Raw genomic sequence first — 20,640 nt, 5'->3', positions numbered from 1 at the left:
TGGGTTTTCCGACATGGCTCAAGGCGGCGAGAACTGGTGGCGCGACGGCATCTTCTATCAGATCTATCCACGCTCGTTTCAGGACAGCAATGGCGACGGTGTCGGCGATCTCTCCGGCATTTTGCGGCGGCTGCCTTATGTCAAATCGCTCGGCGTCGACGCGATCTGGCTGTCGCCGATCTTTCCCTCGCCGATGGCTGATTTCGGCTATGACATCTCCGACTATACCGGCATCGATCCGCTGTTCGGCACGATGGCGGATTTCGATGCGCTGCTCGCGGCCGCGCATGACAATGGCCTGAAGCTGATCCTCGATCTCGTCCCGAACCACACTTCCGACCAGCATCCCTGGTTCGTCGAAAGCCGCTCCTCGCGCGACAACCCGAAGCGCCACTGGTACATCTGGCGCGATCCGGCCCCCGATGGCGGCGTGCCGAACAACTGGCTATCCGAATTCGGCGGCAGCGCATGGCAAATCGACGCCGCGACCGGTCAATATTACTACCACGCCTTTCTCGCCCAGCAGCCGGACCTCAACTGGCGCAATCCGGAAGTCCGCGCCGCGATCTACGACGTGATGCGGTTCTGGCTGGAGAAGGGCGTCGACGGCTTTCGCGTCGACGTGATCTGGCACCTGATCAAAGATGCCGAGTTTCGCGACAATCCGCCGAACCCGCATTATGTCGAGGGCCGGCCGCCGAACGAGAAGATCCTCACGCAATACTCCACCGACCAGCCGGAGGTGTTTGACGTGATCGCCGAGATGCGGCGCGTCATCGACGCCTTCGGCGCCCGCGTGCTGATCGGCGAGATCTATCTGCCGCTGCATCGCCTCATGGCCTATTACGGCAACGACCTCACAGGCGCGCAGATGCCGTTCAATTTTGCGCTGCTCTCGACCTTCTGGAGCGCGCGCTCGATCGAGAAGATCATCGAAGACTACGAGAAGGCGCTGCCGACGGGCGCGTGGCCGAATTGGGTACTCGGCAATCACGATCGCCCGCGCGTCGCCAGCCGGGTCGGGCCCGAGCAGGCGCGCGTCGCGGCCATGCTGCTGCTGACCTTGCGCGGCACGCCGACACTCTACTACGGCGACGAGATCGGCATGCACCAGCTCGCGATTGCGCCGGAGGATGTCCGCGATCCCTTCGAGAAGAACGTGCCGGGCATCGGGGTGGGGCGCGACGGCTGCCGCACGCCGATGCAGTGGGATTCGTCCAGCTTCTCCGGCTTCTCGGAGGTCAGGCCGTGGCTGCCGCTGCCGGAGGATCATATCCACGAGAACGTCGTCAATCTCGATGCCGACACGCGCTCGATTCTCAGCCTGTACAAGCGGCTGATCGCGTTGCGCAGGGCCTGTCCGCCGCTGGTGTCAGGCGATTATCACCCGATCGCCGCGCAAGGCGATCTCCTGATCTATCGTCGTGAGGCCGAGGGCAGGGCGGTCATCGTCGTGCTGAATCTCGGGCCTGACCCGATCGCGGTGACAACGAGCGCGATACGGGTGGACAGCGAGATTTTGATATCGACCTCCCTCGACCGTGAAGGCGAGAAGCTCGAAGGCGTGCTGGATTTGCGGGGGAATGAGGGTGTGATCGTCGCGCCGCCCTCGTAGCTGCCGCGCAGCGGCGGAGATGGCCGACGCTCTCTCCTCGTCATTGCGAGCGCAGCGAAGCAATCCAGGCTGCCTCCGCGGAATGATTTCTAGATTGCTTCGCTGCGCTCGCAATGACGATTGTTGAAACGGCGGAGCAAAACGTGGCACGCGACGTCACCCCGGATGCTTGTTGCCCGCGGTGTTCTCATCGACGTCGCTCCGCTTCAGCAGATAATCCAGCCCGCCGACCCGGTACCAGCGATACCCATACGGCTCCAGCACGACGCGATGCTGGCCGCGTTTGTCGGCGTGGCTATGGTCTTCCGCGAGCAGATTGATCAGGTGCTCGCCGGCTTCGCCGGGCAGTTGCACCGAAAACGCGGTCTCGCGCGGCTTCTCGTCGAGATTGTGCACGAACAGCACCGAATTGTTGCGCCAGTCGTAGCGAATGATGAAGACGGCGGGGTCGCGCGTCGGAATCACCGTGAAATCGCCCCAGCCGATCTCAGGCACTTCCTTGCGCATGCGGACGATGCGCTCGGTCCAGTTCAGCATCGAGTTCGGATCGCGCCGCTGCTTGGCGACGTTCACATGCTCGAAGCCGTAGGGCCCCTGGTCGATGACGGGCAAGGCCGGCCTGTCGCTGGTGGTGAAGCCGCCATTCGGCTCCGTCGACCATTGCATCGGCGTGCGCGCGCAGTTGCGTTCCGGCAGCGAAAGATCGTCGCCCATCGCGATCTCGTCGCCGTAGCGGATCACAGGCGTCCCCGGCAGCGTGCACATCAGGCTGTAGGCAAGCTCGAGTCGCCGGCGGTCGCCACCCAGCATCGGCGCCAGACGGCGGCGAATGCCTCGGTCGTAGAGCTGCATGTCCTTGTCCGGGCCGAAGCATTTGAACACGCGGTCGCGCTGCGCCTCGGTCAGCCGGCCGAGGTCGAGCTCGTCGTGATTGCGCAGGAACAGTCCCCATTGCGCCGAGGCCGGCCGCGGCTTGGTCGCCTTTAGCGCTTGTGCCAGCGGACGGGAATCGGACGAGGCCAGCGCATAGAAGAGGTGCTGGTTGACCTGGAAGTTGAACATCATGTGCATGCGATCGGCATCGCGGCCGAAATATTCCATGTCCGTCTTCGGCAGCACGTTGGCCTCGGCGAGGATGATGGCATCACCCTGCCGCCATTGCAGAAATTCACGAAACATGCGCAGCATGTCGTACTGCTCGGCCGGCTTCTTCACCTTGGCGCCCTTGGTCGCGATCACGAAAGGCACGGCATCCATCCGGAAGCCGGAGACGCCGAGCTGGATCCAGAATCCCATGATCTTGAGGATCTCGGCCTGGACGCGCGGGTTTGACGTGTTGAGGTCGGGCTGGAAATCGTAGAAGCGATGGAAGTACCAGGCGCCGGCCTCCTTGTCGCGCGTCCAGGTCGATTTCTGAACGCCGGGAAACACCATGCCCTGATTGGCGTTGGCCGGCTTCTTGTCGGACCAGACGTACCAGTCGCGATACGGCGAATTCCTGTCGCTCCGCGCCGCCTTGAACCAGGGATGCTGGTCTGACGTGTGGTTGACGACGAGATCGATGATGACGCGAATGCCACGCTGCTTGCAGCCATGGGTGAACTCGACGAAATCGCCGAGCGTGCCGTAGCGGGCATCGACGCTGTAATAATCGGCGACATCGTAGCCATCGTCGCGTCCCGGCGAAGTCTGGAACGGCATCAGCCAGATCGTGGTGATGCCGAGCCCGTGCAGATAATCGAGCCGCCGCAACAGGCCCTTGAAATCGCCGATTCCGTCGCCGTTGGCGTCCATATAGGTGCCCACGGAGAGGCAATAGATGATGGCATTCTTGTACCAGAGATCGTCGATCATATCGGGCCAGCCCTCGTCGGTCCGCCCGCGATCGTCGGCGGCTGCCTGATAAGTGCGAGGGGAGGGGAGGTTCCGCGCCTCGGTGTCGTCCTGGACAAGCGAGCGGAGCGAGCGCTGATCCAGGACCCATGACCACAGGGCACAGTTTGACGAAGGCTGGTGGTACCAGCTCGTGCGACAACGACCCCTTGGGGGAATGGGTCCTGGCTTTCGCCAGGACGACCACGGAGGAATCGGCTAATCTCCCGCCATGGACAACGCCCGCAACATCGCGCTCGTGCCGCCGCCCGACCGTCGTCAATCGGAAACAGCGCTCGCGATCGCGCGCGGCACGGCGCGGCTCTTACGCTCGCTCGGCTTTTCCTGCATCAGCGAATTGCCGCTGCCGTCGGGCCGGCGCGCCGATCTCGTGGCGCTGAACGAGCGCGGCGAGATCTGGATCGTCGAGATCAAATCGTCCGTGGAAGATCTGCGGGCCGATCGGAAATGGCACGAATACCGCGCCCATTGCGACCGGCTGTTCTTCGCCTTCACGCAGGATCTGCCGTGCGAGATTTTCCCCGAAGACACCGGCCTGATCATCGCGGATGCCTATGGCGCGCACATGCATTGCGAAGCGTCCGAGCACAAGATCGCAGCCGCCACGCGCAAGCAGATGACGGTGCGGTTTGGCATGGCGGCAGCTTTGCGGATCAACCGCCTGGTCGATCCGCAAGGGCATGCGGAATTTTGGGAGTAGGATGGTCTCGTGTCCCGGACGCGCTGCAACGCGCTGGCGTTGCTGCGCAGAGCCGGGACCCAGAAGGCAGCGGTTTATGCTGAGGCGTGGGCCCCGGCTCTGCAGCGCACCGCTGAAGAAGCGCTGCGCTGCGTTCGGGGCACGAGAGCAGCGCTGAAATTACCTTGGCGCGCGCTTGGCCAGAATCCGCTGCAGCGTACGGCGGTGCATGTTGAGCCTCCGCGCCGTCTCCGAGACGTTGCGGTTGCACATTTCGTAGATGCGCTGGATGTGCTCCCAGCGCACGCGGTCGGCCGACATCGGGTTTGCCGGCAACTCGGATTTGTCCGTGCTGGTCGAGAGCAGCGCGGCGACGACGTCGTCTGCATCCGCGGGCTTCGAGAGATAATCGATCGCGCCCATCTTCACCGCCGTGACGGCGGTGGCGATGTTGCCATAGCCGGTCAGCACGATGGCGCGGGCTTCGGGGCGCTTCTTCTTCAGCGCGGAGACGACGTCGAGACCGTTGCCGTCACCGAGGCGAAGATCGACCACGGCGAAGGCCGGCGCGGACTTGCCGATCTGCGCGAGACCATCGGAGACCGTGTCGCATGACGTCACCGCAAAGCCGCGCGTCTCCATGGCGCGCGACAGGCGCTCCAGGAACGGCTTGTCGTCCTCAACGATGAGAAGCGAGCGGTCGGTCTGTTCGTTCAGTTCTGCGATGGCGTTCAAGGTTTTGTCCTCTCTCCTGCACATCTACATATGGCGTCGCAATCAGGCGGTGCCAAGGCCGCCAATAGTCGATCGGACCTTGCGTGCGACGCAAGGTCGCGCCCTATCCTATTGTTTCCTCGAAGCTCTCGATAGTCTCAAAACGCTCCCGCGGCCACGCGATCTGCACCACTGCACCGTGGTCCGGGAAAACCCGGTTGGTAAACGAGACCTTGGCGCCGGTGCGTTCGAGCAGCGTGCGGGCGATGAACACGCCGAGCCCCAGCCCGCCGCCGGCATCCTGGGTGCGCCGCCGCGACAAATAAGGCTCGCCGATCCGGTTCATGAGGTCGGGCGGAATGCCGGGGCCGTCGTCGGAGATCACGATCTCGATGGTCTCATTGTTCCACCACGCGTTCACCTCCACCGTGGAGTTGGCGAAATCGACCGCGTTCTCGATGATGTTGCCGACGCCATAGAGTACCGCCGGATTACGTGATCCGACCGGCTCGGCCACGGCGGCCACCGCGATCCGCACCTTGATGTCGACGCCGAAATCGCGGTGCGGTGCCACCACCTCTTCGATCAGCTCGGACAGCTTCATGCGATCGAACGGCGCGCCGCTGGAGGAGAGCTGGGTGATCTTGCTCAGAATGTCGCGGCAGCGTTGCGTCTGCTCGCGCAAGGTCTTCAGGTCCGCCGCGAAGACCGGGTCCGTCACGGTCTTTTCCAGCTCGCGCGAGATCAGGAAGATGGTCGCAAGCGGCGTCCCGAGCTCGTGCGCGGCGGCCGCGGCGAGGCCGTCGAGCTGGGTCAGATGCTGCTCGCGCGTCAGCACCAGTTCGGTCGCGGCGAGGGCGTCGGCGAGCTTGCGCGCCTCCTCGGTGACCTGAAACGAGTAGAGGCTGGTGACGCCGATCGCGAGCACGATCGAAAGCCAGACGCCGACCAGATAGATCGGCGGCAGCACCACGGGATCCTCGGAGTCCCATGGCAGCGGGAAATGCAAGAAGAACAGGATCGAGGCACAGGCCACGGCCAGCAGGCCGAGGGCGAAGGTCAGCCGGGCTGGCAAGGCGGTTGCAGAAATCAGGACCGGTGCGAGAAACAGGAACGAGAACGGGTTCTGCAATCCGCCGGTGAAGAACAGCAGTCCCGCCAGTTCCACGAGGTTCAATGCTAATAGCCCGGCGGCATGAAGCGGCTCCAGCCGCTGCATCGGATTGGCCACGGTTTGCAGAGCCAGGTTGAGCGCCGCCGACAGGCCGATGATGCTGACGCAGGGCACAATGGCGACGTCGAACTCCAGCCCCTGCGCCACGATGAAGATCGCAGCGAGCTGGCCCAGCACCGCGAGCCAGCGCAGCCGCAGGATGGTGTCCAGGCGGATATGTCGTTGCGAAGGACGGAAGTCGGAAGCGGCGGTCTCGGTCATTGCAGGCCAATCTAGCGGTGCGCGTGTTCGATCACAAACACGCTGGCCCGCACGTCCATGGGGGCGGAAGTCCCTGACATCAAGTCCTGTGACATCAAGTCTTGTGACTTCAAGTCTTGCGCTCTACGCGGCAATGGCCGAAGAACGCCCTTAGCATGACCGAGAATTCCAACGCTTCAAGCCGGCCGACTGTCGCGGATGGCACTTTGTCCGCGGCTATCGAGGTCGATCGCCTCGTCAAGCTCTACAAGCAGACCCGCGCGGTGGACGGCGTCTCCTTTACGCTTCCCCGCGGCAGCATCACCGGGCTTTTGGGCGGCAACGGCGCCGGCAAGACCACCACCATCGCGGTGATCATGGGCCTGGTGCTGCCGACCTCCGGCCGTGTCCGCGTGCTCGGGCACCGGATGCCGGAGCAAAGCGCCGAGGTGCTGGGGCGGATGAACTTCGAAAGCCCCTATGTCGACATGCCGATGCGGCTCACGGTGCGGCAGAACCTCACCATTTTCGGCAAGCTCTATGCGGTCAAAAACCTCGCCGATCGCATCGCAAAGCTGGCCGACGAGCTCGATCTCACCGACTTCATCGACCGCGCCAACGGCAAGCTTTCGGCCGGGCAGAAGACCCGCGTCGCGCTGGCGAAGGCGTTGATCAACGAGCCCGAGCTGTTGCTGCTGGACGAGCCGACCGCCTCGCTCGACCCTGATACGGCCGATTGGGTGCGGGCGCATCTGGAGCGCTATCGCAAGGACAACAATGCCACCATCCTGCTGGCGTCACACAACATGCTCGAGGTCGAGCGGCTCTGCGACCGCGTCATCATCATGAAGCGCGGCCGCGTCGAGGACGACGACACGCCCGACGCCATCATGGCCCGCTACAACCGCTCCACGCTGGAGGAGGTGTTCCTGGACGTCGCGCGAGGGCGGACGAACGGGGCGAAGGAGGGAGCGCGATGAGGGAGCCCTTGCGTCTCGGCCGTAGCCGGAGCCCGGATGAAGCGAAGAGAAATCCGGCGCCTTCGTCGCTTGTGTCACGATTCCCGGACTGCGCTTCGCTCCAGCCGGGCTACGCGGCGCAACCATGACCGATATCTCCCTCCACCGTGGCATTTCCGTCCACCGCATCGGCGCGATGATCCTGCGTTATTGGTATCTGTTGATGTCGTCCTGGCCGCGGCTGCTCGAGCTGCTGTACTGGCCGGCGCTGCAGATCATCACCTGGGGATTTCTTCAGCTCTACATCGCGCAGAATGCCAATTTCTTCGCGCGCGCCGGCGGCACGCTGATCGGCGCCGTCATCCTCTGGGACATCCTGTTCCGCGGCCAGCTCGGCTTCTCCATCTCCTTCCTGGAGGAGATGTGGGCGCGCAACCTCGGCAACCTGATGATGAGCCCGCTGAAGCCGATCGAGTTTCTGCTCTCGCTGATGGCGATGAGCCTGATCCGGCTTGCGATCGGCGTGATCCCGATGACGCTGCTCGCGATTGCGTTCTTTCATTTCAATGTCTACAGCCTCGGCCTGCCGCTGATCGCCTTCTTCTGCAATCTGATCTTCACCAGCTGGTCGGTCGGCATCTTCGTCTCGGGTCTGGTGCTGCGGAACGGCCTTGGCGCCGAGAGCATCGTCTGGACGTTGATGTTCGCGATCATGCCGCTCGCCTGCATCTATTATCCGGTCAGCGTGCTGCCGCCCTGGCTGCAAACCATCGCCTGGTCTTTGCCGCCGACCTACGTGTTCGAAGGGATGCGTGCGTTGCTGATCGAGCAGACCTTCAGGATCGATCTGATGCTGGATGCGTTGGCCATCAATACAGTGCTTCTGGTGGCTTCTTTTGGGGCATTCCTTGCGCTTTTGCGCAGCGCCAGGAAGCACGGCTCGCTGCTCTCCGGCGGCGAATAACTCACTTTCCCGTGGATTCAGGCTGATTTAACCGTCTGCGCCACGTAGATGTACGGAACCATGCATTGACGCAATATTACGCATTCGGCAGTATGCTGCGATGCGAAGAGGAATTTGATCATGCCGATTGGTGAGTTTGGCGGCGTACCGCTCCAGGCTAATGAAGGCAGCCCGGTCCTGACGACGCCGATGTACTGGATGTACGAGATGGCGCAGGCCTCTCTCAATCCGGCACGCGCCGTCACCGACGCGACCAAGCTGCTGTTTCAGAATCCGCTGAATCCCTGGGCGCGCACCGAGGTCGGCAAATCGGTGGCTGCGGCCTGCGAATTGTTCGAGCGCACCACGCGCCGCTACGGCAAGCCGGAATGGGGCCTCAACGACACCGAGGTCAACGGCATCCGCGTCCCCGTCGAGGTCCGCTCGGTCTGGGAAAAGCCGTTCTGCAAGCTGCTCTACTTCGATCGCAAGTTCGCCCGACCGCTGCGCAGCCCGCAGCCGCGCGTGCTGATCGTGGCGCCGATGTCCGGCCATTACGCGACGCTGCTCCGGGGCACGGTCGAGGCCTTCCTGCCGGCGCATGAGGTCTACATCACCGACTGGGCCGACGCCCGCATGGTGCCCTTGAGCGACGGTCGCTTCGATCTCGACGACTACATCGACTACGTCATCGAGATGCTGCACGTCCTCGGTGGCAACACCCATGTGCTGGCGGTGTGCCAGCCCTCCGTGCCCGTCGTCGCAGCCGTCTCGATCATGGAAGCGCGTCGCGATCCTTTCGTGCCGACCTCGATGACGCTGATGGGCGGGCCGATCGACACCCGCCGCAATCCGACCGGGGTGAACCAGCTCGCGCAGGAGCGCGGCATCGACTGGTTCCGCAACACCGTCATCACCAAGGTGCCGTTCCCGCATCCGGGCATGATGCGCGACGTCTATCCGGGCTTCCTGCAGCTGAACGGGTTCATCAGCATGAACCTCGATCGCCACATGGACGCTCACAAGCGCCTGTTCGCCAATCTGGTGAAGGGCGACGGCGACCTCGTCGACAAGCATCGCGACTTCTATGACGAGTATCTCGCGGTCATGGACCTGTCGGCCGAGTATTATCTGCAGACGGTCGACACCGTGTTCGTGAAGCATTCGCTGCCGAAGGGCGAGATGATGCATCGTGGAACTCGCGTCGATCCTTCCAAGGTGACGCGCGTTGCGTTGATGACGGTCGAAGGCGAGAAGGACGACATCTCAGGTCTCGGTCAGACCGAAGCAACGCACGGATTGTGCAGCTCGATCCCGGATCATCGCCGCGTTCATTACGTTCAGAAGGGCGTCGGACATTACGGCGTGTTCAACGGCTCGCGCTTCAAGTCGGAAATCGTGCCGCGCATCCATGATTTCATGGTCTCGGCTGCGAATCCGAGTTCGTTGCAGGCGCTTGCAGCGGAATAGGCGGGTATTTCGGCTTTCCCGGCGAAAATTGAGGGCTTGTCGGGGGCGTCGGCAGGGTCCGGTTCCCGTCAGATTCGCGGTATTTAGGTAGCTTTGTAGGAGTGAGTGCGCCCTCATCCCTTGGGGGTACCACATGCGCCCAGCGGGGGCGAAAAATTAGGGTTCCAACCCCAGTCTGTAGGGTCTTCCAGACGCCAGACCCCTGTATATTGGGCAAATGATTTGTTTTTGCGCCGAGCGCTTTCCGTGGCGGCGGTTATGGCAGAATCCGGGCGAACTCTTGCTCCCTGGACTGACAGACATGGCCACTCGCGCGCTCCTTTATCGGCGGCCCCACGAACCGAAGACCCTCGTCATCACTCATGGATCGCAATTTTTCGCGATCGGCTGCGCAGGCACCGCCGAGCGCGCCGTTACACGCTCAGAATTCATCCGAGCGACCGCGAAGCGATCCTCACGATCCCGCCGCGTGGCACGCTCGCCGAAGCCAAGGAGTTTGCGCAGCGTCACGGTGCGTGGATCGCGGCGCGTCTTGGTCGTTTGCCGAAAGCTGCACCGTTCCAGCCTGGCACAGTGATACCGCTCCGCGGCGTTGCCCATCGCATCGTGCATCGCGCCGGTGCGCGCGGAACGGTGTGGACCGAGATTCGCGACAGCGGCGAACGCATTCTCTGCGTCGCCGGCGGCCTCGAGCACGTCGATCGGCGTGTCAGCGACTTCCTCAAGCGCGAGGCGCGCCACGATTTGCAGCGTTCGTCACAGACCCATGCCGTCGAGCTCGGCGTCAAGGTGAAGCGGCTCTCGATCCGGGATCAGTCAAGCCGTTGGGGCTCCTGCACTTCGGCGGGCTCGCTATCGTTCTCCTGGCGCCTGATTCTGGCGCCGCCCTTCGTGCTCGACTACCTCGCCGCGCATGAAGTGGCCCATCTCGTCGAGATGAACCACTCCGCCCGCTTCTGGCGCGTCTGCGGCAAGATCTGCCCCTCGATGGAGCGTGCCAAGAAGTGGCTCGACACCTACGGGAATGACCTGCACCGGTACGGCGTCGAGGATTAGGACGGTAGCCCAGCAAAGCTGTCATCGCCCGCCTTGTGCGCTCTTGCGCCCTGGAGCGGGCGATTCAGTATTCCAGAGTCGGTTGTTGTCGAACCGAGAGGCCGCGGCGTACTGGATTCCCCGCCTTCGCGGGGAATGACAGCGGAAATTGACGCGATGTCAGCGCCTCGCGCGGCTGTCGCTATCTTTACCCCGCCGGATCGAACAATCCACCGCGCACCAGCGCGCCTACTGTGCATGGGGTTGTTTCGCGGTTTTTGTTCTGAGGCGACCGAGACCTCAGGCCGAAGCTTACCGATTCCGCCGAACAACCGGTCCATCAGCCAGCCATCAAGCCCCGCGGCCGCCTCTGGCCGCGCATTGGCGCGCGCCGGCGGCGGTGAGCGATAGCCGCCATTGCTGACCGGCGCAGCTCCAGGTCCGGGCGCCGCCGGTGTCGGCGCCGACACCTGCGATGAGATCTGCACGAGGTTCGCCGGCCCCCAATTGCTTTGCAGGTTCGGCAGGGCCGCCACCTGTACGCCCTCGTGCGCGGCGCGCATGAAGCGGGTCCAGACTTCCACCGGCAGGCCGCCGCCGGTCGCCTTCCTGGTCGGCGAGTTGTCGTCATTGCCGAGCCAGACGCCGGTGACGAGGTTGGCGGTGTAGCCAATGAACCAGGCATCACGGTAGTCCTGGCTGGTGCCGGTCTTGCCGGCCGCCTGCCAACCGGGGATCTCGGCCTTCTTGGCTGTGCCGGAGATCAGCGTCTCCCGCATCATCGTGTTCATCATGCCGACATAGCGCGGCTCGATCACCTGATTGTGCTCGTCGGGCTGCCGCATGTAGAGCAGCTTGCCGTCCAGCGTCCTGATCCGCGTCACCACATGCGGCACAGCTGCGAAGCCGCCGTTGGCGAACGGCGCGTAAGCGCCGACCATCTCGACGACGGACACTTCCGAGGTGCCGAGCGCGATCGAGGCGTTGGGCTCGAGCTTCGAGGAAATGCCGAGCCGGTGCGCCGTGCGCACCACGTTCTTCGGCCCGACCTCGAGGCCGAGGCGGATGGCGACGCTGTTGAGCGACATCGCCAGCGCCTGGGTCAGCGTCACCGCGCCGAAATATTCATGGGTGTAGTTCTCGGGCTTCCAGCCCTTGACCTCGATTGGCGCATCCTGACGGACGGTGTCGGGCGTCAGGCCCTGCTCCATCGCCGTGAGATACACGAACGGCTTGAACGAGGAGCCCGGCTGGCGTTTCGCGGTGACCGCGCGGTTGTACTGGCTGTCGGAATAATTCCGGCCGCCGACCATGGCGCGGACCGCGCCGTCCGGCGTCATCGCCACCAGCGCGCCCTGGCTGACATTGAACTTCACGCTCTTGGCCGCGAGCTCGTCGATGACGGCGGCTTCCGCCACGGCCTGGAGCTTCGGATCAATCGTGGTCTCGACCTTGATGCTGTCGTCGATCTGGCCGACGAGGTCGTCCAGCACTTCGCCGATCCAGTCGGCGACGTAGTTCACGGTGCCGGCGCCGACCGGCTTCACATTGTAGGAGGGATGGCCGATCGAAGCCTGGGCCTGCGCTTCGGTGATGAATTTTGCATCCGCCATCGCCGCGAGCACGATCTGCGCGCGCTGCTCGGCTCCTCGGGGTTGCGGTTCGGCGCGAGGCGCGAGGGCGATTTGACCAGGCCGGCCAGCATCGCGGCTTCTGCCACCGTCACGTTCTTCGCCGGCTTGCCGAAATACTTTTGCGCGGCGGCTTCGACGCCGTAGGCGCCGGAGCCGAAATAGACCCGGTTGAGATAGAGCTCCAAAATCTCGTTCTTGGAGTGCTTGCGCTCCAGCCAGATCGCGAGCTCCGCCTCCTGCAGCTTGCGCGCCATGGTGCGCTCCTGGGTCAGGAACAGGTTCTTGGCGAGCTGCTGCGTCAGCGTCGAGCCGCCCTGCGACACGCCGCGATGGAGCACGTTGGTAACGAGGGCGCGCAGGATGCCGATGGGATCGATGCCGAAATGCGAATAGAAGCGGCGGTCCTCGATCGCGATGAAGGCCTTGGGCAGATAGGGCGGCAGGTCCTTCAGCGACACGTTGGCGCCGGCCATCTCGCCGCGCTGGGCCAGCACGCTGCCATCCATGCCGACGATCTGGATCGTCGGCGGCCGCTTGGGAATTTCCAGCGACTGGATCGGGGGCAGATGGGCACCGACCCAGATCACCACGCCGATCACGGCGATCACGCCCCACAGGCTCAGCACGGCGCCCCAATAGACGAGGCGGCCGAGGCCCGCGCTGATGGATGATTTCGACCGGCGCCTGGCGCCGCTGCGGCTCGGTAGCGCCTTCCGCTCGCGCGGCGGCTCGTCGTCGGATGGTTCGGCTTTGCGCTTGGTCGCGGATTTTTTCGCCTTCTCGCCGCCGGGAATGCGATCGGCCGCCGTCAGGCGCAGATCGGCGAGCGCCCCGGGCAAGCCGAACAACGGCTCCTTCCGCCCACCCTTTTTCTTTCCCGATCCCATACGCAAACGCCCGCTCATCCCGCCCCGCCGCACGCTAGCGGCCGGGGTTTAAGGGCCCGTTACGCTGTCCTTAACGTCTGATTAGGAGGTGCGGCATTCCTCGCCGCAGTTCCGCTCGCTCCGCGGCAGGGCTAGGATCGCGGCCATAAAAAAGAAGGGAACTCGCATGGGCCACATCGATCCGACCAAGGAGATCTTCGCGCAATTCCGGGACAACGACCGTCCCGGCCCGATCCACATGCTCAACCTGGTGCGCTTGCGCAAGGACGCAGCCTATCCCGACGGCCGCAAGGCCAGCGGCGCGGAAGCCTATGCGGCCTATGGCCGCGAAAGCGGTCCGGTGTTCGAACGCCTCGGCGGCCGCATCGTCTGGCAGGGCAGGTTCGAGCTGATGCTGATCGGTCCGCAACAGGAGCGCTGGGATCACTGCTTCATCGCCGAATACCCCGGCGTCGCCGCCTTCGTCGAGATGATCCGCGACCCCGTCTATCGCGAGGCGGTCAAGCACCGCCAGGCGGCCGTCGAGGATTCGCGCCTGATCCGGCATGCGGTGCTGCCGGTGGGGAAGAACTTTGGCGAGATACCGACGTAGACCCTCCGAAAAAAATCGGCGGCCCGCAGGCCGCCGATTGGATTCAGAGCTCGGCGGCTAACCCGCCGGACCTGCGTCCTCCAGGATCGGGCCGAACAGCTCCCAGCGCTCGCCGTTGAACTTCATCATCTGAAGCTGCTTGTTGACGCGGTAGTCGGTCGCCGAGGTGTTGGCCTTGATGCCGGGCAGCGCGACGTCGCTGGTGACGTCCTTCAGGGAAGCGGCTTGCTTCATGACGTTCTCGCGCGTCAGGTCGTCACCGCACTGCTTCAGGACATGGACCAGGAGCTGGGCGGTGCCATAACCATAGGTGTTGAAGTTCGAATCCTTGTCGCCATCCGGATAATACTTGGCCATGAAGTCGAAATACTTCTTCAGACCGGCGTCGTCCTTCCAGGTCGGATCCAGCGGCTCCTTGCCGTAGTTGACGCTGATCAGGCCCTTGGCAGCATCGAGGCCCGCGGGCTTCAGCACCGCGCCGACCGAGGTGGCGTTGATGTCGACGATCTGGACCGGATGCCAGCCCATTTCGGCGATCTTCTTGATCGCCTGTGCGGCCTGCTTCGGCGTGGTGGCGCTGAAGAACAGATCTGCACCGGCATCCTTGATCTTGAGGATCTGCGAATCGACCGTGGGATCGGAGACCTCGTAGGACGCTTCCGTCACGATCATCTTGGCGGCTTTGTCGCCGAGGCCGGCCTTGATGCCGTTCAGATAGTCCTTGCCGAGGTCGTCATTCTGATAGAGCACGCCGATCTTCGCGTTCGGATGCTCCTTCAGAATGTACTGGCCGTAGATGCGGCCCTCGACGAAGTAATTCGGATTGTATCCCATGGTCCACGGGAAGTTCTTGGGGTCGGTGAACCGCGAAGCGCCGGTGGCCGCGAACAGCTGCGGCACTTTCTTGGAATTGAGATATTTCTGGACGGCCGCGTTCACGGGCGTGCCGATGATCTGGAAGGTCAGCAGCACCTCGTCGCTCTCGACCAGCTTGCGGATCTGCTCCACGGCTTTCGGTGGCGAATAGGCGTCGTCGTACTGGATCAGATTGATCTTGCGCCCGTTGATGCCGCCCTGGTCGTTGATCATCTTGAAATAGGCGGCCTGGGTTTTGCCGATCGACGAATAGGCCGACGCCGGTCCCGAAAACGGCATGGTCTGTCCGACCTTGATTTCGGTGTCGGTGGCGCCCGGATCATATTTCTTCTGGGCATTGGCCGCAGAGACCGACAGCGCCATGGTCAGCGCCGTTGCCGTGGCCAAGTGCAGAATTCCTTCCCTCATTCGCAATTTCCTCAATCTGTTATTGCCAATGGTCTGCCGCACGCACTGCGCGTCCGGCGCCACCGCTAGGGGCGAGTGTGGAGGAGTGCTTGCTGCAACGCAAGGTGGGGAGGCGCCCGCAGTTCGTAGGGTGGGTTACATAACCCACCCTATGCAGTTGCTAGCCCGTCGGGCCGGAGTCCTCGATGATCGGGCCGAACAGCTCCCAGCGTTCGCCGTTGAACTTCATCATCTGCATCTGCTTGTTGACGCGGTAGTCGTTCGGCCCGGTGTTGATCTTGATGCCGGGCAGCGCAAAGCTCGGGGTGAAGTCCCTGATGTTGGCGACCTGCTTCATGACGTTCTCGCGCGACAGGTCGTCGCCGCACTGCTTCAGCACCTGCGTCAGCAACTCCGCCACCGAATAGGCGTAGGTGTTGACGGTGTTGAGCTTGTCCCCTTCCGGGAAATACTTGTCCATGAAGGCGAAGAAGGCTTTCACGCCCGGATCGTCCTTCCACTGGGGATCGCCGGGCTCCTTGCCGTACTGGGTCGAGATGATGCCCTTGGAGATGTCGAGGCCGGCCGGCTTCAGCGTCGCCGAGATCGGACTCGCATTGATGTCGAGAATGTGCACCGGCGTCCAGCCGAGCTCGGCCACCTTCTTGATTGCCTGAGCCGCGAACTTCGGTGTCGAGGCATCGTAGAAAAGATCGGCCCCCATCGACTTCAGCTTCACCACCTGCGAATCCACCGTCGGGTCGGTCACCTCGTAGGAGACCTCGCCGACGATCATGCTGGCGGCTTTGTCGCCGAGGCCGCTCTTCAGGCCGGCGAGATAGTCGCGGCCCATGTCGTCGTTCTGGTAGAGCACGCCGATCTTGGCGTTCGGATGCTCCTTGAGAATGTATTTGGCGTAGATGCGTCCCTCGGAGACGTAGTTGGGATTGTAGGCAATGGTCCACGGATAGTTCTGCGGATCGTTGAAACGCGCAGCGCCCGTCGAGGCGAGGAGCTGCGGCACCTTCTTGCCGTTGAGATATTTTTGCACGGCAGCATTGGCGGCCGTGCCGATGATCTGGAAGGTGAACAGCACCTCGTCGCCCTCGACGAGCTTGCGCACCTGCTCGACCGTCTTCGGCGGCGAATAGGCGTCGTCATACTGGATCAGGTTGATCTTGCGGCCGTTGATGCCGCCCTGATCATTGATCATCTTGAAGTAGGCGGCCTGCGTCTTGCCGATATTGGCGTAGACAGAATAGGGACCGGAGAACGGCACGGTCTGACCGATCTTGATCTCGGTGTCGCTCGCGCCGGTGTCGTATTTCTTCTGGGCGAAGGCTTGACTTACGAAGGCTTGGCTGACGGGGAACGCGAAGGCGAGCGCCGCCGTGGCAGCGATGAAGGCTCTGCGATTGCTCATGGTGGGTTGTTCCTCCTGACGGAATTTTCCGGCCGACGGTCTTTTCCCGTTGATTGCAACGGTCGCCATCGTTGTCCAAGAGTGTGGAGGAAGGGCAAGCGCCGCGCAGGGATCACGGTGCGGCGCCGCAGCGTCTCAGGCCGAGGTCTCAGGTCACGAACAATGCAGCCAGTGCGATCGCGGCCGGCAGCGCCTGCACGATCAGGATGCGCGCGCTGACGGTCATGGCACCATAAGCACCGGCCACGATCACGCAGATCAGGAAGAAAACCTTGATCTGGAACGCAAAGGCCGGGTTGCCATGCACCAGGCCCCAGATCAGGCCGGCGGTGAGGAAGCCGTTATAGAGGCCCTGATTGGCCGCCAGCACTTTCGTGATCCCGGCCTTCTCAGGCGTATTGCGGAATGTCTTCAAGCCAAGCGGCTTGTCCCACAGAAACATCTCCAGGATCAGGAAGTAGGCGTGCAGTGCGGCGACCAGCGCCACCAGGATATTGGCGATCAGAATCAAGTTGAGCCCCCAAAAGCGTCAGCTTTCGGGTGGACGTTAGCATGGCCGGCATGGCAAGTGCGAAGCGTGCTTCGAAGCAACGGTATCGCAATGGGCGCTCGATCAACCAGGACCCCTGAACGTTTCGGCCTCGATCGGCTGGCGACGCCGATCGGGGTCGCCTTGCTCGTCACCGATGCCGATGGCGCATTGCGCGCGCTCGATTGGGACGATTACGAGCACCGCATGCGCGAACTCCTGCGCCTGCATCATGACGCGGTGGATCTGGTTGATCAGTCTGCGCCGAGCGCGATGAAGGCCGCGCTGTCGGCTTACTTCGAGGGCGACCTTGGCCAGCTCTCACGCATCGAATGGCGTATCGCCGGCACACCATTCCAGCAAAAGGTCTGGACCGCGCTGGCGAAGATTCCAGCCGGCACCACCATGAGCTACGGCGCGCTTGCCGCGAAGATCGAGATGCCCAGCGCCATTCGCGCGGTCGGGCACGCCAATGGCTCCAACCCGATCAGCGTGGTGCTGCCGTGTCACCGCCTGATCGGCGCGAACGGTTCGCTGGTGAAATATGGCGGCGGCCTCGAGCGCAAACGCTGGCTGCTGCGGCACGAGGGCGTGGAGGCCTGAAGGCGTTGCGCGCGGACCTCTCTCCGTTGTCATTCCGGGCTCGCCGCTGCGCGGGCGCCGGAATGACGAATTACGCCGCCGGCTGAACCGCCTTTTCGCCGGCCATTACGTGGGTCAGCGCGCTTTTGATCGCAGCCTGGCGGGTCGGGGCGTTGATCTGCGCGCCGAGCAGGTCGGTGACGTAGAACACGTCGCGGGCGCGCTCGCCGAAGGTCGCGACATGCGCCGAGGCGATGTTGAGGTTGAGCTTCGAGATCGCGGTGGTCAGTTCGTAGAGCAGGCCGGGGCGGTCGAGGCCGGACACCTCGATTACGGTGTAGCGGTCGGACCACTGGTTGTTGATGGTCACTTCCGGCTCGATCACGAAAGGCCGCGCCTTGCTGCGCACGGTGCGCCGCGCCACCACTTCGGGCAGGCGCAGCTTGCCTTCCAGCACATCCTCGATCATCTCGCCGATTCGCGTGGCGCGCCGGCCCTCGTCCTCGTCGCGGTCGTATTCCCGGGAGATCGAGATCGTGTCCAGCGCGCGGCCGTCGGTCGTGGTGTAGATCTGGGCGTCGACGATGTTGGCGCCGGCCGAAGCGCAGGCACCTGCAATGATCGACAGCAGCCAGGGATGGTCGGCGGCGAAGATGGTGAGCTCGGTGACGCCGCGCACCTCGTCGAAGCCGACATTGATCGCGAGCTTGTGGCCGGCCTGTTCGCTTGACCGCACGAAACGGGCGTGGCGAATCTTGCGCGGCAGCTCGACCTTGAGCCAGTAGGCCGGATAGTGCCGGCCGATATACGCATCGAGCTCGTCCGCCGGCCATTCGGCGAAGGCGTGCCGGAATTCGGCGTAGGCGGCCGTGAGGCGCTTGCCGCGGTCGACCTCCGAGAAGCCGCCGGTCAGCACCGGTTCGGTCTCGTAATAGAGCGAGCGCAGCAGCTGTGCCTTCCAACCGTTCCACACGCCCGGACCGACGCCGCGGATGTCGGCGGTTGTCAGGATCGTGAGCAGCTTCATCTGCTCGACCGACTGCACCACGGCGGCGAAATTCTCGATGGTCTTGCGGTCGGAAAGATCGCGCGACTGCGCGACCGTGGACATCGTGAGATGCTCCTCGATCAGCCAGGCTACGAGCTCGGTGTCGGCCGCGCTGAAGCCGAGCCGCGGACAGAGCCGGCGCGCGACCTTGGCGCCTGCGATCGAATGATCCTCGGGCCGTCCCTTGGCAATGTCGTGCAGCAACGTCGTGATGTAGATCACCGAACGGTGCTCGGGGCGAATTTTGCGCATCAGGTCGCTGGCGAGCGTAAATTCCTCGGCGCCGCCGCGCTCGATGTCCTGGAGGAAGCCGACGCAGCGGATCAGATGCTCGTCGACGGTGTAGTGATGATACATGTTGAACTGCATCATCGAGACGATCTTGCCGAAGGCGCGGATGAAGTGGCCGAGCACGCCGGTCTCGTTCATCCGCCGCAGCACGATCTCGGCATTGTCGGAGGTCAGGATCTCCATGAACAGCCGGTTGGCCTCGGGGTTTTCCCGCATCTGCGCGTTGATCAGGCCGAGCGAGCGCGTCACGTCGCGCATCGCGTCCGGGTGGAAGGCGAGGTTGTTCTTCTGCGCCAGGCGGAAGATGCGGATCAGATTGACCGGGTCGTGCTTGAAGACGTCGGGCGCGGCGACGTTGATGCGGTTGTTGTCGACGATGAAGTCGTCGCTGTCAGGCACGCGCCGCTTCGCAGGCGTGGGGCGCAGCCGCGCCATCATCCGGCTCAGCACCGGTGCGGGCTTGGCCTGCTGGTCCTCGAGCTTGGCACAGAGGATGGCGGTGAGATTGCCGACTTCCTTGGCGACCAGGAAGTAGTGCTTCATGAAGCGCTCGACGTCCTGCATGCCGGGATGCGAGGTGTAGCCGAGCCGGACCGCGATCTCGCGCTGGAGATCGAAGGAGAGGCGCTCTTCGGCGCGGCCGGAGTAGAAATGCAGATTGCAACGCACCGACCACAGGAAGTCGGCGCAGCGCCGGAAGGTGCGGTATTCCTGCGCGTCGAACACGTCGCGCTCGGCGAGCTCGTCGGTATCGCGGACGCGATAGACGTATTTGGCGATCCAGAACAGCGTGTGCAGGTCGCGCAGCGCGCCCTTGCCGTCCTTGACGTTGGGCTCGACCAGATAGCGCGACTGGCCGCCGCGGCGATGCCGCTCCTCGCGTTCGGCGAGCTTGGCGGTGACGAATTCGGACGCGGTGCCCTGCACCACTTCCTTGTCGAAGCGTGCGACGAGCTCGTCATAGAGCGGCTGGTCGCCGGTGAGGAAGCGCGTCTCCAGGATCGCGGTGCGGATGGTCATGTCGCCGCGCGCCTGCCGGATCGATTCATCGACCGAGCGCGTGGCGTGGCCGACCTTCAGCCCCATGTCCCAGAGGCAATAGAGAATGGCTTCGGCGACCTGCTCGCCCCAGGCCGTCTGCTTGTAAGGCAGGATAAACAACAGATCGATGTCGGATTCGGGGGCCATCAGGCCGCGGCCATAGCCGCCGGTCGCGACCACCGCCATGCGCTCCGCCCCGCTCGGGATCGGCGAGCGGTAGAGATGACGGGTCGCGGCCGAATAGAGGATGCGGATGATCTCATCCTGGACGTGGCACAGCCGCTCGGCGCAGCGGCGGCCATGGCGGTCCTTCAGCAGGATTGCCTGCGCTGCGGCGCGCGCGGCGAACAGCTCGGCTTTGAGCAGTTGCGCGGTCGCGGTGCGGAACGCGTCCTCGCGTCCCCTGTGCTTTTCGGCAAGCGCATCGACCGCGGCGGTGATCCGCGCGGTGTCGAAGCGATCATCCGCGGGTGGCTTGTGCTCGGTCGCAACGCTGTCCATGCCTCACCGGATATAAGAGGCGACAGGCGCTGTCACCCGCCATTCTCTAGCAATAGTCGTTCCATGCTGCAAAACGGCCGCTTTGGGCAAAGTTGTTCTCGGCCGTTACGCTTTCAGGGTGGGATTT

At 63.6% G+C, this 20,640-nt stretch carries 14 protein-coding genes and 2 pseudogenes; 8 read left to right on the top strand and 8 right to left on the bottom strand.

Annotated features, from left to right (window positions below):
* Positions 1–13 precede the first annotated feature (13 nt).
* On the top strand, positions 14–1,615 hold the full coding sequence (locus ACTGJ9_RS04585) for an alpha-amylase family glycosyl hydrolase (RefSeq protein ID WP_456676110.1): 1,602 nt from the start codon (positions 14–16) through the stop codon (positions 1,613–1,615).
* 156 nt (positions 1,616–1,771) lie between these two features.
* Here the strand turns inward: ACTGJ9_RS04585 and ACTGJ9_RS04580 are convergent, their stop codons facing one another.
* Positions 1,772–3,469 (bottom strand): alpha-amylase family protein, encoded by a 1,698-nt coding sequence (locus ACTGJ9_RS04580; protein ID WP_456676109.1) that lies wholly within the window; start codon positions 3,467–3,469, stop codon positions 1,772–1,774.
* 250 nt (positions 3,470–3,719) lie between these two features.
* Here ACTGJ9_RS04580 and ACTGJ9_RS04575 point away from each other — a divergent pair, with 250 nt between their 5' ends.
* Positions 3,720–4,208, top strand: coding sequence for an MmcB family DNA repair protein (locus ACTGJ9_RS04575; RefSeq protein ID WP_456676108.1), 489 nt, complete (start codon positions 3,720–3,722; stop codon positions 4,206–4,208).
* Positions 4,209–4,367: 159 nt separating this feature from the next.
* Here ACTGJ9_RS04575 and ACTGJ9_RS04570 read toward each other — a convergent pair whose 3' ends face one another.
* A complete protein-coding gene (locus ACTGJ9_RS04570) occupies positions 4,368–4,922 on the bottom strand; it encodes an ActR/PrrA/RegA family redox response regulator transcription factor (RefSeq protein ID WP_027531452.1) in 555 nt (184 codons plus the stop codon).
* A gap of 103 nt (positions 4,923–5,025) precedes the next feature.
* A complete protein-coding gene (locus ACTGJ9_RS04565; protein ID WP_456676107.1) occupies positions 5,026–6,336 on the bottom strand; it encodes an ActS/PrrB/RegB family redox-sensitive histidine kinase in 1,311 nt (436 codons plus the stop codon).
* Positions 6,337–6,491: 155 nt separating this feature from the next.
* Between ACTGJ9_RS04565 and ACTGJ9_RS04560 the strand changes: the two genes are divergently transcribed.
* From ACTGJ9_RS04560 to ACTGJ9_RS04545, 4 genes and pseudogenes are all read left to right on the top strand, one after another.
* A complete protein-coding gene (locus ACTGJ9_RS04560; protein WP_456676106.1) occupies positions 6,492–7,295 on the top strand; it encodes an ABC transporter ATP-binding protein in 804 nt (267 codons plus the stop codon).
* 124 nt (positions 7,296–7,419) lie between these two features.
* Positions 7,420–8,238 (top strand): ABC transporter permease, encoded by an 819-nt coding sequence (locus tag ACTGJ9_RS04555; RefSeq protein ID WP_456676105.1) that lies wholly within the window; start codon positions 7,420–7,422, stop codon positions 8,236–8,238.
* A 120-nt stretch (positions 8,239–8,358) separates the two neighbouring features.
* A complete protein-coding gene (locus tag ACTGJ9_RS04550) occupies positions 8,359–9,687 on the top strand; it encodes a polyhydroxyalkanoate depolymerase (protein WP_456676104.1) in 1,329 nt (442 codons plus the stop codon).
* A gap of 217 nt (positions 9,688–9,904) precedes the next feature.
* Positions 9,905–10,743: pseudogene (locus ACTGJ9_RS04545) on the top strand (M48 family metallopeptidase).
* 299 nt (positions 10,744–11,042) lie between these two features.
* Here ACTGJ9_RS04545 and ACTGJ9_RS04540 read toward each other — a convergent pair.
* A pseudogene (locus ACTGJ9_RS04540) lies at positions 11,043–13,243 on the bottom strand (transglycosylase domain-containing protein); the annotation flags it as partial.
* Between the two features lie 166 nt (positions 13,244–13,409).
* Here ACTGJ9_RS04540 and ACTGJ9_RS04535 point away from each other — a divergent pair.
* Positions 13,410–13,835 (top strand): DUF1330 domain-containing protein, encoded by a 426-nt coding sequence (locus tag ACTGJ9_RS04535; protein ID WP_456676103.1) that lies wholly within the window; start codon positions 13,410–13,412, stop codon positions 13,833–13,835.
* Positions 13,836–13,892: 57 nt separating this feature from the next.
* Here ACTGJ9_RS04535 and ACTGJ9_RS04530 read toward each other — a convergent pair whose 3' ends face one another.
* The 3 genes from ACTGJ9_RS04530 to ACTGJ9_RS04520 all read right to left on the bottom strand — a co-directional run bounded on the left by ACTGJ9_RS04530 (position 13,893) and on the right by ACTGJ9_RS04520 (position 17,032).
* Entirely contained in the window at positions 13,893–15,119 is a 1,227-nt protein-coding gene (locus ACTGJ9_RS04530; protein WP_456676102.1) for an ABC transporter substrate-binding protein, read from the bottom strand.
* A 160-nt stretch (positions 15,120–15,279) separates the two neighbouring features.
* Complete coding sequence (locus tag ACTGJ9_RS04525) at positions 15,280–16,521, bottom strand: ABC transporter substrate-binding protein (RefSeq protein ID WP_456676101.1); 1,242 nt, start codon at positions 16,519–16,521, stop codon at positions 15,280–15,282.
* Between the two features lie 148 nt (positions 16,522–16,669).
* Positions 16,670–17,032 carry a DUF1304 domain-containing protein gene (locus ACTGJ9_RS04520; protein WP_456676100.1) on the bottom strand — a complete coding sequence of 121 codons (363 nt, stop codon included), beginning with the start codon at positions 17,030–17,032 and terminating at the stop codon, positions 16,670–16,672.
* Positions 17,033–17,122: 90 nt separating this feature from the next.
* On the opposite strand from ACTGJ9_RS04520, the gene ACTGJ9_RS04515 reads away from it, so the two are divergent.
* Complete coding sequence (locus tag ACTGJ9_RS04515; protein ID WP_456676099.1) at positions 17,123–17,653, top strand: methylated-DNA--[protein]-cysteine S-methyltransferase; 531 nt, start codon at positions 17,123–17,125, stop codon at positions 17,651–17,653.
* 70 nt (positions 17,654–17,723) lie between these two features.
* Here the strand turns inward: ACTGJ9_RS04515 and ACTGJ9_RS04510 are convergent, their stop codons facing one another.
* The gene (locus tag ACTGJ9_RS04510; RefSeq protein WP_456676098.1) at positions 17,724–20,513 is read right to left on the bottom strand and encodes a [protein-PII] uridylyltransferase; all 2,790 of its coding nucleotides are present in this window, start codon (positions 20,511–20,513) and stop codon (positions 17,724–17,726) included.
* Positions 20,514–20,640: the final 127 nt, after the last annotated feature.

The organism is Bradyrhizobium sp. RDM12, from assembly GCF_051917485.1.
Classification (GTDB): Bacteria; Pseudomonadota; Alphaproteobacteria; order Rhizobiales; family Xanthobacteraceae; genus Bradyrhizobium.
The sequence above is the reverse complement of the archived record's forward strand: the minus strand, read 5'-3'. Positions and strand labels throughout refer to the sequence as shown.